General features: G+C 40.6%; 18 protein-coding genes and 1 pseudogene. 4 read left to right on the top strand and 15 right to left on the bottom strand.

What is annotated here, in order from left to right; genetic code table 11:
- Positions 1 to 1,606: 1,606 nt before the first annotated feature.
- Positions 1,607 to 2,941 (bottom strand): amidohydrolase, encoded by a 1,335-nt coding sequence (locus PAE54_RS11495; RefSeq protein ID WP_326519537.1) that lies wholly within the window; start codon positions 2,939 to 2,941, stop codon positions 1,607 to 1,609.
- A 420-nt stretch (positions 2,942 to 3,361) separates the two neighbouring features.
- Here PAE54_RS11495 and PAE54_RS11490 point away from each other — a divergent pair, with 420 nt between their 5' ends.
- Positions 3,362 to 3,706, top strand: a complete 345-nt coding sequence (locus PAE54_RS11490) for a hypothetical protein (protein WP_326519536.1) — start codon at positions 3,362 to 3,364, stop codon at positions 3,704 to 3,706.
- Between the two features lie 70 nt (positions 3,707 to 3,776).
- Here the strand turns inward: PAE54_RS11490 and PAE54_RS11485 are convergent, their stop codons facing one another.
- The 8 genes and pseudogenes from PAE54_RS11485 to PAE54_RS11450 all read right to left on the bottom strand — a co-directional run bounded on the left by PAE54_RS11485 (position 3,777) and on the right by PAE54_RS11450 (position 9,441).
- On the bottom strand, positions 3,777 to 4,271 hold the full coding sequence (locus tag PAE54_RS11485; RefSeq protein WP_273779378.1) for a Dps family protein: 495 nt from the start codon (positions 4,269 to 4,271) through the stop codon (positions 3,777 to 3,779).
- 310 nt (positions 4,272 to 4,581) lie between these two features.
- Positions 4,582 to 5,745, bottom strand: coding sequence for a pilus assembly PilX family protein (locus PAE54_RS11480; protein WP_326519535.1), 1,164 nt, complete (start codon positions 5,743 to 5,745; stop codon positions 4,582 to 4,584).
- Positions 5,746 to 5,760: 15 nt separating this feature from the next.
- The gene (locus tag PAE54_RS11475) at positions 5,761 to 6,885 is read right to left on the bottom strand and encodes a PilW family protein (RefSeq protein ID WP_326519534.1); all 1,125 of its coding nucleotides are present in this window, start codon (positions 6,883 to 6,885) and stop codon (positions 5,761 to 5,763) included.
- A 20-nt stretch (positions 6,886 to 6,905) separates the two neighbouring features.
- Positions 6,906 to 7,376, bottom strand: coding sequence for a type IV pilus modification protein PilV (gene pilV / locus PAE54_RS11470; RefSeq protein ID WP_326519533.1), 471 nt, complete (start codon positions 7,374 to 7,376; stop codon positions 6,906 to 6,908).
- Positions 7,373 to 7,867, bottom strand: coding sequence for a GspH/FimT family pseudopilin (locus PAE54_RS11465; protein WP_326519532.1), 495 nt, complete (start codon positions 7,865 to 7,867; stop codon positions 7,373 to 7,375). The genes pilV and PAE54_RS11465 overlap by 4 nt, the downstream gene beginning before the upstream one ends.
- A pseudogene (locus tag PAE54_RS11460) lies at positions 7,864 to 8,073 on the bottom strand (type IV pilin protein); the annotation flags it as partial. The pseudogene PAE54_RS11460 and the gene PAE54_RS11465, both read right to left, overlap by 4 nt.
- A gap of 18 nt (positions 8,074 to 8,091) precedes the next feature.
- Positions 8,092 to 8,280 (bottom strand): prepilin-type N-terminal cleavage/methylation domain-containing protein, encoded by a 189-nt coding sequence (locus PAE54_RS11455; protein WP_326519531.1) that lies wholly within the window; start codon positions 8,278 to 8,280, stop codon positions 8,092 to 8,094.
- A gap of 261 nt (positions 8,281 to 8,541) precedes the next feature.
- On the bottom strand, positions 8,542 to 9,441 hold the full coding sequence (locus tag PAE54_RS11450) for a LysR substrate-binding domain-containing protein (RefSeq protein ID WP_326519539.1): 900 nt from the start codon (positions 9,439 to 9,441) through the stop codon (positions 8,542 to 8,544).
- A 108-nt stretch (positions 9,442 to 9,549) separates the two neighbouring features.
- Here PAE54_RS11450 and PAE54_RS11445 point away from each other — a divergent pair, with 108 nt between their 5' ends.
- Positions 9,550 to 9,972 (top strand): CidA/LrgA family protein, encoded by a 423-nt coding sequence (locus PAE54_RS11445; protein WP_326519538.1) that lies wholly within the window; start codon positions 9,550 to 9,552, stop codon positions 9,970 to 9,972.
- A 1-nt stretch (position 9,973) separates the two neighbouring features.
- The gene (locus PAE54_RS11440; protein ID WP_326519530.1) at positions 9,974 to 10,669 is read left to right on the top strand and encodes an LrgB family protein; all 696 of its coding nucleotides are present in this window, start codon (positions 9,974 to 9,976) and stop codon (positions 10,667 to 10,669) included.
- 6 nt (positions 10,670 to 10,675) lie between these two features.
- Here the strand turns inward: PAE54_RS11440 and PAE54_RS11435 are convergent, their stop codons facing one another.
- Genes PAE54_RS11435 through PAE54_RS11415 form a run of 5 tightly spaced genes read right to left on the bottom strand, consistent with a single transcriptional unit; the run spans position 10,676 to position 14,216 of the window.
- Positions 10,676 to 11,416 carry an adenosylcobinamide-GDP ribazoletransferase gene (locus PAE54_RS11435; RefSeq protein ID WP_326519529.1) on the bottom strand — a complete coding sequence of 247 codons (741 nt, stop codon included), beginning with the start codon at positions 11,414 to 11,416 and terminating at the stop codon, positions 10,676 to 10,678.
- 11 nt (positions 11,417 to 11,427) lie between these two features.
- Positions 11,428 to 12,018 (bottom strand): histidine phosphatase family protein, encoded by a 591-nt coding sequence (locus tag PAE54_RS11430; RefSeq protein ID WP_326519528.1) that lies wholly within the window; start codon positions 12,016 to 12,018, stop codon positions 11,428 to 11,430.
- 1 nt (position 12,019) lies between these two features.
- Positions 12,020 to 13,072 carry a nicotinate-nucleotide--dimethylbenzimidazole phosphoribosyltransferase gene (gene cobT / locus PAE54_RS11425; protein ID WP_326519527.1) on the bottom strand — a complete coding sequence of 351 codons (1,053 nt, stop codon included), beginning with the start codon at positions 13,070 to 13,072 and terminating at the stop codon, positions 12,020 to 12,022.
- Positions 13,057 to 13,590 (bottom strand): bifunctional adenosylcobinamide kinase/adenosylcobinamide-phosphate guanylyltransferase, encoded by a 534-nt coding sequence (gene cobU, locus PAE54_RS11420; protein WP_326519526.1) that lies wholly within the window; start codon positions 13,588 to 13,590, stop codon positions 13,057 to 13,059. The genes cobT and cobU overlap by 16 nt, the downstream gene beginning before the upstream one ends.
- Complete coding sequence (locus PAE54_RS11415) at positions 13,578 to 14,216, bottom strand: 2'-5' RNA ligase family protein (RefSeq protein WP_442784403.1); 639 nt, start codon at positions 14,214 to 14,216, stop codon at positions 13,578 to 13,580. The genes cobU and PAE54_RS11415 overlap by 13 nt, the downstream gene beginning before the upstream one ends.
- A 251-nt stretch (positions 14,217 to 14,467) precedes the next feature.
- Here PAE54_RS11415 and PAE54_RS11410 point away from each other — a divergent pair, with 251 nt between their 5' ends.
- On the top strand, positions 14,468 to 14,863 hold the full coding sequence (locus PAE54_RS11410) for a hypothetical protein (protein ID WP_273776737.1): 396 nt from the start codon (positions 14,468 to 14,470) through the stop codon (positions 14,861 to 14,863).
- A 149-nt stretch (positions 14,864 to 15,012) separates the two neighbouring features.
- On the opposite strand, the gene PAE54_RS11405 is transcribed toward PAE54_RS11410, so the two are convergent.
- Positions 15,013 to 15,249: a hypothetical protein gene (locus PAE54_RS11405; protein ID WP_326519524.1), complete on the bottom strand. Its 237-nt coding sequence runs from the start codon at positions 15,247 to 15,249 to the stop codon at positions 15,013 to 15,015.
- Positions 15,250 to 15,677: the final 428 nt, after the last annotated feature.

The following is a 15,677-nucleotide window of genomic DNA, read 5'->3' as shown; positions in this document are numbered from 1 at the left end:
TCACGACAAAGGGCGGCTACAGGTGTGCCAGATTCCGCCTGCTTCAAGATGGACATGATCTGACTGTCAGTAAATTTAGATGTTTTCATGCAGAATCTCCTGCCTACACTTTAAGAGAAAATTCTACTTTTACATCCTTTTATTTTTAGGGGGGATTACCAGCTCAAGCCGAATACAGCAGATTCCGATAAAATAGATAAGAAGATACCAGCAAACAAACTCCAATAAACCGATAAAAAGCATCTTGTTGTCCAGTTCCTAGAACTAACAGGGCCAATCCACTCATAAACAGGATAAGACTCAAGATCATTCTTAGAATAAGCATTTGAAGACCTAATGACAGTGCAAATTTGCATAAAACTACCTGAAAATTTGCTGGAAGCCTGTTCGTTTTATAGGTATAAGAGTAATTATTAAAGAGAAAGTATGGGGGTAAAACCAAAAAGAAAAATGGGATTTCCAGATACAAACAATTGATTTATATTAATATTATAATTTAAATTACAAGCAGGTAAGATAATACTTGCGTTAAAAGCATGTAATAGAATATCTCAACTGGTTAACTTTGAGTAATGTTCAGTAAAAATACCTATTTTTGCTAGAAACTTACATCTATTCACTTATTTTTTGTTCTTCTCCCTAAATAAATCTAATGAAAACAATAAGAAAACCATCTAATTAAAAAATAAAGAATTTCAACCAATCATTAAAATAAGACAAGATCGGCTATATTTTTAGGAGTCCGGTTATTTTAAGCTACCTCTTATAAGTAGATTAAATATCACTCAGATCATTACTTTTTAAAAGAAATTTATGCCACGCTAAAAACTTATCAGGAGAAAACATGAATAGACTGATTTTTTAGTAGAATCTCCACACAAGAAAGCTCAGGATTCAGATGATAGCTGATCAAATAGACAGGCGAAATAACTGATCTATGCATCCTACCTTAAAGACTTTTGACAAATCCACTATAGGTAAAATAGGAAGCAAGTAATGTTAATAGACCAATGCCAATGAAAAAATTCTCAGATTGAGAAATCCCCAAGACTAGAAAAATCAAACTGCCAATAATCAATAAACTTCCGATCATTACCCAGAGCTTTTCCATACTATGTTTCCTTAAAATCATTATAAATATAATGTGATACAAGTCACATTTTACTAAATTTATTCTAATTTTTTAACACTTTGATCTGAATTTTTCATTTATTTTTTACAGGAAGGTCAGGTCAATATTTTTAAAATTCTCTCCATAAAAAAAACCTGCTATTTGGGGAAATAGCAGGCTATAAAGAACGCTCAAAAAGGTTAGATATCTTTTTGAGGCCTTAATAATAACAAACAAACAACACTTTTACAAATTTTTGTGATGCATTTATCATTTTATTTTAGAAAAACGAGGTGTGCCGCATAAATTGGTCGCTTATTTAATCTCATTTTAAAGGTTCAAGCGCGTTTATCCTAAAAAATGAGTGAGTCTAATACTATGTTTACTTTCGTGTGTACGGATCGATGACCTAAATTTAAACAACATAGGGCCATAAACTAAAAAGCCTATCATTGAAGATAGGCTTTCTCTCTGGAGTCAAAAGTCATGCAAAAATTAATTAGGTTTCCATGCTTGCTGAACCTTCGAGGCAATATTCGGATAATCTAAAACAAACTGAACATGGGATTTAACACCTGTTTTAAGCGCGTTTTGATCTACCACAAATTTTGGATTATGGTTCGGTGCTGCTGTTGACATATCCTGTTGCTCAGGAGTTGCTCCCAAGAAAACGAACAATGATGGCATCAATTTACCATAGTAAGCAAAATCTTCACTTGGGCTAAGGTTCTTTTCTAAAACATGAGCTTTACCTGACCCAGCCGCTTTCTGTAATGCAGGAGCAATCAACTCGGTTAAGGTCTTATCATTCATGGTTACTGGCGCATATGGGGAAATCTCCACTTGAGCTTTCACTTCATTCGCGTCAGCTGTGCTTTCAATCATGTGCGGCAAATGCTTCTGCATGCTATTGCGGATATCTTCATGATTTGAACGCAACGTACCAATCATTGATACTTTTTCTGGGATGATATTACCGCTGGTGCCAGCCTGAATCTGACCGATACTCACGACCCCCATGCCTTTACTTAGATCTGCACGGCGGCTGACCATGGTCTGCATATTGTTAATGATTTGTGCTGCGGCAACAATCGCATCACGACCATTCCATGGCATAGATCCGTGAACCTGCTGACCATTCAATGTAATACGAATGCTGTCTGCGCTGTTTAAAGCCGCACCACTCTTATAGTACAAATGGCCGCTCGGCATACCCGCCATTACATGTAGACCAAAAATGACTTCAGGTTTAGGATTTTTCAATGCACCGTCAGCAATCAGTTTACGTGAGCCAACCTGATCACCTTGTTTAAAGTTGTCAATATCCGCCCCACCTTCTTCAGCAGGCTGGAAGATGAAAACCACAGTACCGTTAATTTTGTCACGGTTTTTTGCGAGTACTTTTGCAGCGCTTAACAACATGGCAGTATGCGCATCATGTCCACAGGCATGCGCGACGGCTGTCTCTGAACCCTGATAAATAGCACGTACTTTACTGGCAAATGGCAAGCCACTTTTTTCTTCCATCGGCAAAGCATCCATGTCGGCACGCAAAGCCATCACTGGACCTGGTTTTGTGCCTTTGAGTATGCCAATCACACCTGTTTTGGCAAAACCAGTTTTCACTTCAATGCCATAACTTTGCAATTCTTGTTGAACGAGCTGTGAAGTTTTAAACTCCATGTTGCCCAGTTCAGGGTTTTGGTGAATTCGTTGATAAAGTTGGATCGTGTCTTTTTCCGTATTTTGCACGGCGTTATCCACCCAATCAGCCATAGCCAACGGGCTAGCAGCTACCATTGTCAACATCAATCCGATATGCTTTTTCATGATCATCCTTGTTCCAGCTTTTGCATCATACCTAAAACATATAATCGAGTAAAAAGGTCGACTTTGTAAAATACCATTTAAGTTGGAAAAAATACCTAAGTTAGAACTTTGAGCAAAAAGATACTCTACTTATTCGCTCAAGTATTTTTGTGATTTAAATCACACTATTGTTTTTTATAAAATTATTGATTGAAGTGAAACATTCACTTAATTCTTAACCTTCAAAAGAACGATTTGAATCTGATTGGCACAACCATAATAAGACTTTTGGCTAGGTTATTGATTTCTTCAGTTTTATCGAGCTTAAATCAGGCGTTTGGCTTTAGATGACGCTTGTGATCGTGTGTAAAACCATATAGATTCAATAGAAACAAACCATAAATTGAAAATGATTAAACTGAAAACAACAAGGAGTGTACGATGAAAAATCATCTTTTTTGTATCGGTGTGGAATTACGCAAAACCGGTCAATCCGCCGAAACAGCGGACAATCAAACTCCTGCCTCCACTTTCACCAACTTCAACGTGTACGTAGGTGCCAATGATTTGCATGAAGCATTGAGCCGAGTGCAACAACAGTTACAGCAAGATGGTTATGAAATTTTATTCATTCGTGGGGGTTGGGTAGTGGATGCGAACTGTAATGATGGCTTCTGCCCGACAGATGCAATGATGGGTGGTCAAGGTGGTGATTTATTGTTTAATGGACAGATTGCCTATGGCAAGCCACAGGAATGGTCGATTAACAGTGATTATGAATACTAATTTTTAATATGCCCTGAACAAAAAAAGAAAAAGTCTATATCAAATAGACTTTTTCTTTTTAAATCAAAAATTACTCTTCCAACAAACTTCTTAACATCCATGCTGTTTTTTCATGGATCTCGATACGTTGGGTAAGTACATCTGCGGTCGGTTGATCATTTGCCGCATCTACAATCGGAAACAGTCGACGTGCGGTACGAGCAGTGGCCTCTTGCGCATTCACTAGATGACGAATCATCTCGGGAGCTTTAGGTACACCTTCTACTTCTTTAATAGAAGCCAATTTTACAAATTCTTTATAGGTGCCCGGAGCTGGAAAACCTAAGGCACGGATACGCTCGGCAATAATATCCAGTGCATTCCACTGTTCCGTGTACTGATCCATAAACATATTATGCAGGCTATTAAATTGTGGACCGGTTACATTCCAGTGAAAGTTATGTGTCATCAAGTATAAGGTATAACTATCTGCCAAAAGCTGTGATAAACCTTGTACGATCTGCGCCCGATCTTCTTTAGAAATACCAATATCGATATCCGCTGGTTTTACTTTTTTGTTTGCCATGATTGTTATCCCTCTTATAAAGATGCAAAGAATATGAATAGTTTTAATATGGCATAAGTAGCAACTTATGCAACTGCTAAACAGATAGAAAATTTAAATGGACAGAATAGAGTTCCTCAATCATAGAAAATAACCTAAAAGAATTGAATGAATTTCTGATTAATCGAGATTCATCATGTCATATCAATTTGTTCGAAAAGCTCCAGTGTGACCATTCGTTGATAACGTACTATAAAAAACCTGTAGGCTCAGCTGCTTACAGGTTTGATGTTATAAAGTCATTTTTTATTTGAAGTAACTCAATTCTAGGCTAAAGGACATCACTCCAAGCTAAAATTCGAGTACTGGTTGCCAAACCACCGCCGTTTATATCACTCGAAGTACCAAAATAGGAACCATCATATGTAATGGTCATGTTACCACCACCTTTGAAACCGGTAGAATTATTGCCGAATTTATAATTTCCTGGATTAGCAGAATCTGGAATAATATCAGCAACATAAACTGCACCGCGGATATCTAAAGCTCCCCCGCCACTGACATCCATACTTCCGCCTAATACAATAATCGCCCCGGTAAACGTATTTCCACAACCAGAGCCAGCAATGTTACCGTTAACATCAAAATCCCCCTTGACGATGATAATTCCAGAGCAGGGTAACGAGCCTGAAAAATTACCGGTGTAGACTTTTACCTCTGAATTGCTTTCAATGCTGCTCACATACTGCATCACTTCATTAGGGTTACCCCACATGCCCAAGTCAGTAGCTGAAATACAAGGTGCAGTTGTGCAAGTTCCCCCGTAATGTGCTGCATCGGCACGGTTATTCGGAATTGCATTTTTCACCATCGTGGCAGAGGCTGAATCCAGTGTGGCAATCGCTAAACGGTCTCCCCCCTGAATTTTAAATTGATTACTGTTACCCGCTGTAAAATTGCTTACATTGCCCGCCAAGGTTAAAGGCGCAGGTAGTTGAGGAAGCTTGAGTCCACCGGGTGCCGCGATCCGAATTTTATAAATACTCTCACCCAAAATCACGGTACTAGTCCCATTCGTTTTAACCAGATTCCCGCTAATAAGCGCAATCACTTGTTTATTGGTTTCATCCCAGCAAGGATTGGTATTTGCAACTGCACAACCCACGATATTTGCTGTAGGGTTGATCCAGTAATAGCCATTGGAGCCAGAATTTACGGTTAGATTTCCCGTAGAACTATAGGGAATTACACTCTTCCATCCCGCCTTATCCGAGTTAGAAGTTGGCCAACCATTGTTAACAAACCGATTTTTTGCCCAATCATAAAAAACAGCAGCCCCATCTTCCGCAGCATTGGTGGTAATCGTTTTATTATTTAAATTTGCGGTCATTTTGTCCTGCATGACTGTACTGCGCATGGCATACAGCCCCATCATCGCTGCAACAGAGAGCAAAACTACAGTGAAAACCAATACAAAACCTTGTTGTTTTTTCATCGCTTGCCCTCTGCTTTAGTTGGTCGTCTCAAAAGTAATCGTGCTTTTGCTTTGAGTTTCATTGTTGTACTTTAAATAAATACTAAAAGTCTGATTGTTACCATTTGGAGCTGCAAAGGATGCGGGTGCTGAACTGGTAATATCCTGTAGAGGCTGATTACTGCTATTGAGGGTGCTGGAAAGTGACCAACCTGAAAAATTATATGTATTCTGTCGGAGACCTATTTCAATACCAGTATTTTTAACAATCTTCGTGGTTTGTCCACTTATATCGCTCCATGCCCACTCTTTCACCACTGTGTCATCTTTTTTATTCTCAACATACAGCAAAGCCAGAATCTGCTCTAAAGTTGGTGTCGTCACATTTCCACCTGTGGTCCCTGTGTTGTTCGTTGAACCATTTGATCCACCGTTAGAGCCTGTATTTCCACCTGACCCAGCAGTCGTACCTCCTGACCCCGTATTACCAGCTGAACTATTGTTGCTATTATTAACAGAATTATTACTTGGAGTTCCTCCACTGGATAAACTTCCAACCCCTGCTCTTTGATGCGATGTAGCAATAAAAGTTAAGGTGGGCTGTTGTGTGTTACCTTGTTGGATGAGACTGATTTGTGTCTGGATACTGGTAATATTACTCAGAATATTCTGCACACTGGCATTTACCGCTGAGCTACTATTAAAAAACGGACTATAAGTGACTGTACCTGTTTGTTGAATACCATAAGAGAACTGTAAGCTCCCGATATCCTTAGCCAAAACATAGCTTTTAGTTGCATCATTGTCCAAAATACAGACCAGCTGATGATTATTATCGAGTTTCAGTGTATTCGTGGTTGAATGGTCACTTTGTCCCAAACAGTCACGCTGGGATCGGTCAAAATTAATCACCAACTCACTATTCGTAGTTGGTGCCGAGAAAGAATCAGCTTGACGCACCAAACGCGTGATAGTTGCAGCAGCAAATCGAAGACCTTCTTGTGTTCGGTCTGCCACTTCCTTATCTAACATCATTTTCTGGTTAGTAAACAAAATACTCATTGCCCCACCGGTCACCACCAAACCAATCGTCATACCGACCATCAGTTCAACCAGGGTAACGCCTGCCTGAGCATGTTTGAAAGATGATATTTTTTTCATGGATCAAATCTCAGAAGGTTTTAAGATGCACATTTAGGCAAAGTAAACTGATAGCTAAAACTTTGCTGATTAGCGGTGGTATTGGTCGTATCTCTATACCAAGCTGCTTTCGCATTAGTCCATGTAATCACCACCTGAAAACGCTGACGAGTGGTATCAATTTCAGTGACTGTACCCTGCCAGCCGTTCATCATCTGATGCATAGCTTTCTGGTTAGTCGACAGACCATTTGTGGTGGTGGAATTCCAGTCATTTTGCCAACTACTGATCACAGTAGTTTTTTGCGTTGAGAGAGAACAAAGATTTGCCCACATCCGGTCGATCAGGTCATTCGCTTGTATATTGGCAATCGTTCGCTGAGTTGCGAGCTGGCTTTGCTGTACAGATTTAAGATGAAGAACTCCCAAACCTAATAAAGCCCCGGCTGTCAGAAACATGGCAATTAAAGCTTCAAGTAAAGTAAAGCCACGCTGTGAAACATTGATCTTCATGGGCAAGTACTCCCGAGTACTTTTTCTACACACCCTGAGACAGGCACACAGACAGAATATGTTTCTCGGTCAAGCATGGAGACCTGAATCTGATAACGATCATTTGCTGCACCCACGGTATTGAACACAATGCTCGCAGGTCCGGTAATATTTAACTGAGAGTTGTCAAAGCTGAGTGCAGCACGGACTTCTTCCGTTGATGCGCTCAAACTCGTACTTCGTGCAATTAGCCCTGTATTCCAGTTAGTTAGATTGGTCGTAACACATGTCGCACCATCTTGACTGGCACAAATTGTCGTGATTCGCCCCGTTTTAATCGCATCGCTACGCACCAACTGTAAAAAATGGGTAATTTCATTACTTGCTGATCGGATTTTGCTATTTTGCTGCCAGTTGTTCATTGACGGAACTGCGAGTGTTGCCACAATAGCTAGAATGGCAACAGTGACAATTAACTCAAACAGTGTAAATCCTGTAAGTGACTTGTTCATTTCCAGCACCCTGCGGTGGTTGGAGTTTTTTTGCCTTCCTCAGTTATGCTGAGGGTTCCACAACTGTCATTCTGCTTACTGGTCGGTGTAGCAGTAATGGTAAATTTCTGATTATTCGAGGTATCAACACTGAGCGTGTAATAGGAACTGACATTGCTCGGGGCAGTTAATGAAGTCGGAATCGTATTGCTGGCTGGATAATTAAAACTGGCGTTATATTGACTTTACAGATACTGAGCCAAATTTAACATTGCCGCTTGAGCATCAGTACGATGCCCTTTTGCTATATATTGACTGTAATTCGGCAACACGATGGCTGCCAGAATTGCGATGATGGCCACTACCACCATCATTTCAATCAACGTAAACCCCGCAGAAAAAGGAGAAGCTTTCCGCTTTTCATACAAACACATATCTAACCATTATCTTTTTGTTAATTTTGTTTGATTTATATCACAATTATGTACCAATTGTGACAATTTTTAATGACTAATAAGTTATAAGTGAGTGTAAAGGTTTGTATTTTTATGCAAATACTATCGATTGCTAACAATCTAAAGATGATAAATGACTAGACTTCTGGCAACATGCCAGCGGCAGCATTCTTAAAAGGAAGCCGGAGTTCATTGATAACGATTGATTACTTATTAAAAATTTTTAAAGCGGTGGATCTTCTAGAAATGAATCAACTGTTGATGCTGCTCGATAATCTTAAGCCAAGCTCGCGTCGCCGGACTCATCGGGCTTTGATTATACCAAGCCATATTCAAAGTCCAGTTTAAGTTAGGTTCAATCAGACGCGTCATATTAAAGCTTTTAGCGTCTAGTCGCTTGCAATAAACTTCCGGCAGTAAGGCAATGCCCATACCGGCCTCCACCATTTTGGCAATAAAATCCCACTGACTACTTTTGCATAAGACTTTGGGTTCAAAACCCACTTGCTGTGCAGCCTGTAAAATCATTTGATTTAAGGTAAAGGTATCGGCATACAGCAAAAAAGATTCATGTTCGAGCTCCCTTAATCCAACTGCCTCACGATGCTGTAAATACGACTGCTGATGAGACAGCACACACAAGGGTGAATCGAGAATCTGAATACCTGAAAATTTTGAATCTAATTGTCCCAGCAAAATCCCGACATCAATCTGCCGATTGAGTAATGCTTCTTCAATGCCATTCGCACCCACTTCAAGAAAGCTCAGCTCAATTTCCGGATACTGCCGATGAAATAACGCAATCAGTGAACTCAAGAGAACAGAACCTAGAGGCGGCAAACCCAATGCCAGTTTCCCTTTTTGCACCTGACGGATTTCGTCTAAGGTAATATAAATTTTCTTTTCATTTTCCAGCATGGCTAAAGCATGTTGATAAATCTGCTGACCACTATAGGTTAGACCGACCTCGCGCTTACGACCGGCTTGACCTTTGTTGAACAGTGCAGTGCCCAACTCTTCTTCTAACTGGCGAATTGCTTTGCTCACCGTAGGTTGAGTTAAGCATAACTGTTCTGCTGCCAGGCTAAAGCTTTGACAACGGACAATCTCTACGAAGATTTTCAGGCTTTTTAAATCCACAAAAACATTCCAATTCAGCATAATCATTTTATGATTATTCATAATTTAACATAAATATTTTTCTAAAATTAAAATAACATTCTAGATCATCAGGTTATTTCTGTGCCGATCTCCTCTCAGTCAACACAGCATTTCAAACACTTCGGGCAGCTCAGCTTATTGTTTCTGTTCTGGGCATTTGGGCTTCTGTTACAGCGAACTTTTAATCTGCCAATTTCAGCAGGCGTACTGGGACTCTTTTCCATGCTCACCCTGCTCTTAACTGGCCTCTTGCCTTTACACTGGATTAAGGCCGGTTCCGATCTGATCCTGAGTGAATTGGTACTGTTTTTTGTTCCCTGTGTGGTTGGACTGATCAATTATCAACAACTCTTTATTCAGCAAGGTTGGCAGTTGATTCTCGCGGTCTTGCTGGGAAGCTTATGCGTGCTGATTGTTACGGCTTACACTGTATTTATCGGCTTTAAAATGGAGGCTTGGATCAAAGCTAAAATCGCTCGCCCTGAATCCCGTTTGCTAGGAGAGCAATAAAATGAATCTACTCGCCCTCGGCTTTTTAATCGCCACACTATTCGGCTATATCCTCAACAAAAAACTTTATCGCAAATATCCCTATCTGTTGTTCTCCCCAGCTATCTTGTTGCCCGTATTGCTCATGCTGGCAATATCCGCTCTGCAGAGTTCTTATAGCACTTATATGCATTACAATCAGTGGATCGTCTGGCTACTCGGGCCTGCTACTGTCGCGTTTGCTATTCCAATTTATGAATATCGTGACGTGATCCGGCAACATGTACTTTCCATCGGTTTAGGGATCATTTTAGGAATGACTGCAGGTGTGGTCAGCGCATTTTACCTGGCCAACCTGTTTGATTTTGATCAGATCACGCGTTACAGCTTAATGTCTCGCTCTATTTCTACACCTTTTGCCATGGAGCTAACTCAGGATCTCGGAGGATCTGTTGAACTAGTCATCCTGTTTACCATGATGACCGGCATTTTGGGTGTCGCCTGTGCTGATCTGGTCTTGATTGCATTAAGATTAAATTCCCGTTTTGCTCAGGGTGCCGCTCTAGGCAATGCCGCTCACGGTTTTGGTACCAGCAAAGCCTTTTTGCGCCATCGAGATGAAGGCGTAATTGCCTGCTTAAGCATGGTTCTATCGGGTATTTTTATGGTGCTCTTTGGTCCATTACTCGTACATGGCATCATTAGTCTATTAAGCTGAACAGCATCACAGATAAAATGAGCAGATGACCAGACTACTTAAACTGACTGCTTCAACCATTTCAATGCTGGCACCAATCGTGTCGCCCGTGATTCCACCAATTCTCTGGATAAATTTTCGTTGCAAATACCACAGCACTGCAGATGCAAATACCATGGCCAAGGCAGCCTTTATCCCCCCCAATAAACATATCAGCAGAGCAATGAATAGCATTCCCCATGCTAAAGGACGTGGCAAGTATTGGGCCATCTGCGTCCCCAAACCCTTACTGCGCAGATAGGTCGCGGTTAGGAATAAATACAGTGGCGCTAAACGTCCCAATACAGGAAACATCAGCAGATAGATGTGTAGATTTTCGTCTATCAGGACATACAGACAGCTCCACTTCAGCAAACAAAGCACAATCAAGCTGAGCACGCCAATAGGTCCACAGCTTGGATCTTTCATGATGCTTAACGTTCTGTCTTTATCACCAAAACCGCCCACCCAAGCATCCGCTGTATCGGCCAGACCATCGAGATGTAAACCTCCGGTTAGCCAGATCCACAGAATCAGACAAATTGTTGCCAGTAGAACCGCCGGCAGGGCCTGAAACAGCAACACGACCGCATATAAAATACCGCCAATCAGTAAACCAATTATTGGATAAAACAACAATGCACGCGCATTTTGCAATGGACTAGGCACAGATTTTAATTGCACGGGGAAAATCGTAAGAAACTGCAGAGCTATCCAGAAAGCACTCATATTTAGTCACCTTAGGCCATCATCAGTTCACCTTGGGCAGAAATCTGAAATGCATGTAGCTCAGCCAAAGCAGCCTCTTGGCTCAATAGCTGATTTAAATCCTGTTGCAGGGCCAAACATTTCAGCAACTTAATAACGCCCCCATGACTGATGACTAAAGCATGTGACCAGTGGTGCTGTAACAGTACCGTCTGAAACTCGGTTATTGCATTCATCACCCGCTGCTGAAAATCGCCCAGCGGTTCGGCATTAGGCGGAGTAAAACGTGTGGGAAATTGCCAAAAATTGGCGAGTAGTTCTGGTGAATGAGCATAAATATCTGCCGTGGCCTGGGCTTCCCAATCACCAAAAAACATTTCCTGTAAACCGGGCTGATAAATCAACGGCAACTGTAACTGAGCTGCCAAAGTTTCAGCAAACTGGGCGCAACGTTGCAAGGGCGAACTCACAATCACTTGCCATTGCACGGGGGATTGTATCGCACGATTTATCGTGGATTGCATCTGGCTCCATCCTAACGCAGTCAAAGCATCATCGGTTTGTCCACGCAAGGTGTGACTTAAATCGCTCTCGCCATGCCGCAAAATATCAAAGTGCAACACATTAAACCTGCTGGCCAATCACAGCGGCTTCTGCGAAAGTGGCCATATTATTGTGGAGTGAACAGGCTAAACGGATTAAACCGAGCGCAGCTCCAGCACCACTACCTTCTCCTAGGCGAAGATTCAGTTTTAATAACGGCTCTGCTTGCAATTCGGTTAAAATCCGCACATGACCATATTCAGCCGACTGATGACCAAACAGCATCCAGTCACGCACAGCTGGGTTTAACCGAACAGCGCAGAGTGCCGCAACAGAACTGATAAAACCGTCCACTACGATCGGCAAGCCGACCTGTGCACAGCGAATATAAGCGCCGGTCATTGCTGCAATTTCGAGACCACCTACGGCACAAAGGGCACGAAAGGCATCTTCTTGGACAAAATCTCGATGCCGTTGTACCGCCTGATCGATGACCTTCTTCTTGTGCTGTAATCTTTCTTGCTGAATCCCCGTACCCACTCCAGTTAAATCTTCTGCTGGCTCATTAAGTAATAAACACGCCAAAGCTGAGGCCGAGCAAGTATTCCCGATTCCCATTTCTCCGGCGACAAAAATTGAAGCATTTGAGGATAAAGCCTTTTCTACACTCTGCGCACCTAACTGCATGGCCTCTTGACACTGTTCGGCTGTCATTGCCATTTCATGGATAAAATTTGTGGTGCCTGGTGCAATACAATAACGCTCTACTCCTTGATAATCATAAGGTTCTCCCACCGAACCACAATCAATCACCTGCAAGGTTGCATTGTATTCTTTGGCAATTACGCTAATACAGGCACCACCTGTGGCAAAGTTTTGCAGCATTTGTCGGGTAACCGCTTGAGGATAAGCCGAGATATTTTCCTCCATCACCCCATGATCTCCAGCAAAAATAGTAATCCAAGGCTGGTCAATATTCGGTTTTTCACTTTGCTGTAGACTGGCCAGAGTAATCGCAAGAGTTTCTAGCTCACTCAAGGCCCCGGTAGGTTTGGTTAACTGCAACTGGCGTTGTTCAGCACGCAAGCGAAATTCATGATTGGGCTGCTGACATTGGGCTAACCACCATTGCATAACATTTCTCCTTTTAAGACCATTGGTAACCCGGCAACACAGAAAATTACACGGTCTGCAAGTTGGGCCAATCGCTGATGCAAACGACCACTTTCATCGACAAAACGCCGACTAATTTCACCTAGTGGCACTACCCCTAAACCAGTTTCATTACTCACTAAGATCACTTGCGAGCGCAAATTTGGTAGTACCGTCAGTAATTTTTCACACTCTTGTAGCTGTAAATGATCATCTTCGACACAGAGCAAATTGGTCATCCATAAGGTCAAACAGTCAATCAAAATAACTTGATGCTCACGATCAAGCTCTTGCAAGCGTTCCGCCAAATATAAACACTCTTCGACCAGTGTCCAGGAGGCAGGACGTCGCTGCTGATGATGGTAAATGCGATCTTGCATTTCCTGATCGAGGGCTTGTGCCGTCGCCAAATAAATCACAGGTAAGCTACTGGACTGAGCAATCTGTTCAGCCAGTCTGCTTTTGCCGGAGCGTGCTCCGCCCAAAATCAATTGCAACATTTTTCACCTAGTAAGAACTGTGTATGAGGGTATAAATGCCCTTGCAATTTTTGAGCTTGATAATAACCAAAAGTCAGTTGTTCAACTGAAAACTCAAAAGTCTGCTGCTCAATTTTTTCAAAACGCTGAATAATCTGATCTGCCGACCAAGCCTGATTATATAGACCCAAGGTAATATGAGGACAATAATCTACAGGTGCAATCTCCACTGTATGCTGTCCCAATAAATTCCGTAAATGTTGTAAGGTTCCGCTAGCATCATGAACTTCTAGAAATAAAGCCGTTTCAAAACTATTCAGCTTACCTGTTTTTAAATGAAACTGTAATGGATACTGCTGTTTCAAGGTGCGTACATGCTGAATTAATCGTGCCTCTAAAAAATCATCGTCCCATACCGGCATCGTATCTGTCAAAAAACCACAAATAAAAAGGCTGATATGAAATTGGCGCGTATTCGGAGTAAATAATACATCGGTAAATTCCTGACGCAGTTGTGCTAAATACAACAAAAGCTCTGGTTGAGTAATTTCAATATACCAGAGCCCATACCACTCACGACCACGATGCCATTCAGGATAATCACGTGCTACTGTAGGTGTAACCGTCATCGAAGGGTTTAAAAACACAGCTAAAACTAACTCTGAACGATGCAAGTCATTAAAGCATGGTTAAAAACAGCACACATTTAAAAATTTTCAGCTTGTCACATTTTTTGTCTAAAGAACAGACAGATAAAGATAGAGCTTTGTTAAATTTAAGGAATCATAAATTTTATAAGTTTCCAAAAAATAACTCTTTTATCTACAAAAGCACTATTCACACTCCCCCAAAAAACATTAAGCTTAAAAGATCAAATAACAACAAGAGCAACAAAAGTATGGCCATTTCATTGGGTTATAAAAATCGATCAGGTGATTTCATTAATCTTGAAGCAGAGATTGTTCACCCTGAACATCTACTCGAAACCTGGATCATTCTCAGTAATGCCTTTATGGAAGAAGGTGAAGAACAGTTAAGTATTGAAAAAATAGATTTCAAACAATGCCTTGAAGATATTTTTAATACCCGCCTAACTGGGTTAAATGTAGGCCTAACACGTAGTTATTATTTTGATGCCGAGCATCGAGCTCATGAAATTCACTTTTCTTATCAACGCCTCCTTGCTAATCCGGAACATATTTGCATCGAAGAATTTAAATATGAACCTTTAACTGAAGAAGATAAACGAGGGCACTATCTCTATAAGAAATACACGTCTACTCAGCAGAAATAATGAAAATAAAAACCCACCATTAAAATGGTGGGTATCGCTAAGTTAATTTTTTAGTTTTATTAATTTTTTCATAATTTTTCTTATTGGAATTTATTCTAGAAAAAATATATGACAAATCTATGAATATACAGTTAAAGTTAAATGAAATATCATCGGGTTAAGCAAGCATACCATTCATAAAATAATTCTCTAATCTTCACTTCATCCCAATCCTTACAAACGTAATAAGGTTCGCACTTTCCTGTCACTGGATTGGTCAACCATTGAAAATAATAGCGTTCAAGCAAGGTTATAGAATAACTCGAAGGAAGCAAAATATCATCTGTATAACAACCATGAAAAATTCCACCGATAAATGAAATTGGATGAGAAATCACATTTTCCATTATAAAACCCTGACCAATTAATACTTATAGTTTTTTAGCAGACAATAATTACAAATTAATGTAGATATAAGTTTGATGTATCCTTTCCATACAAATGCGTGATAGATTTTGAGGGATTTTATTAACTTTTAATTTTTAAATTAAATATTAGCCTCAATTAAAATACCCTTGAATAAATCTTGGAATTTAATTTTATAAAATTCAAAAATCAAAGAATTTATTCAGTGTTAGTATACACTTCCCTATTTAAACCCATTTCCCCTCACGTTCTAGTTGTAATGATAATCAGGAGGTTAGGTGAGGGTAAAATCTTTTCCATTTTTCACCCGGCAAAGAAAAAACCCCCTCAGGTTTTTCTGAGGGGGTTTTTAGGAATAATGAGCTGGCGATGACTTACTCTCACATGGGTAACCCCACACTACCATCAG

The organism is Acinetobacter minutum (genome assembly GCF_035916735.1).
Lineage (GTDB): Bacteria > Pseudomonadota > Gammaproteobacteria > Pseudomonadales > Moraxellaceae > Acinetobacter.
This window is presented reverse-complemented; position numbering and strand designations above follow the sequence as displayed.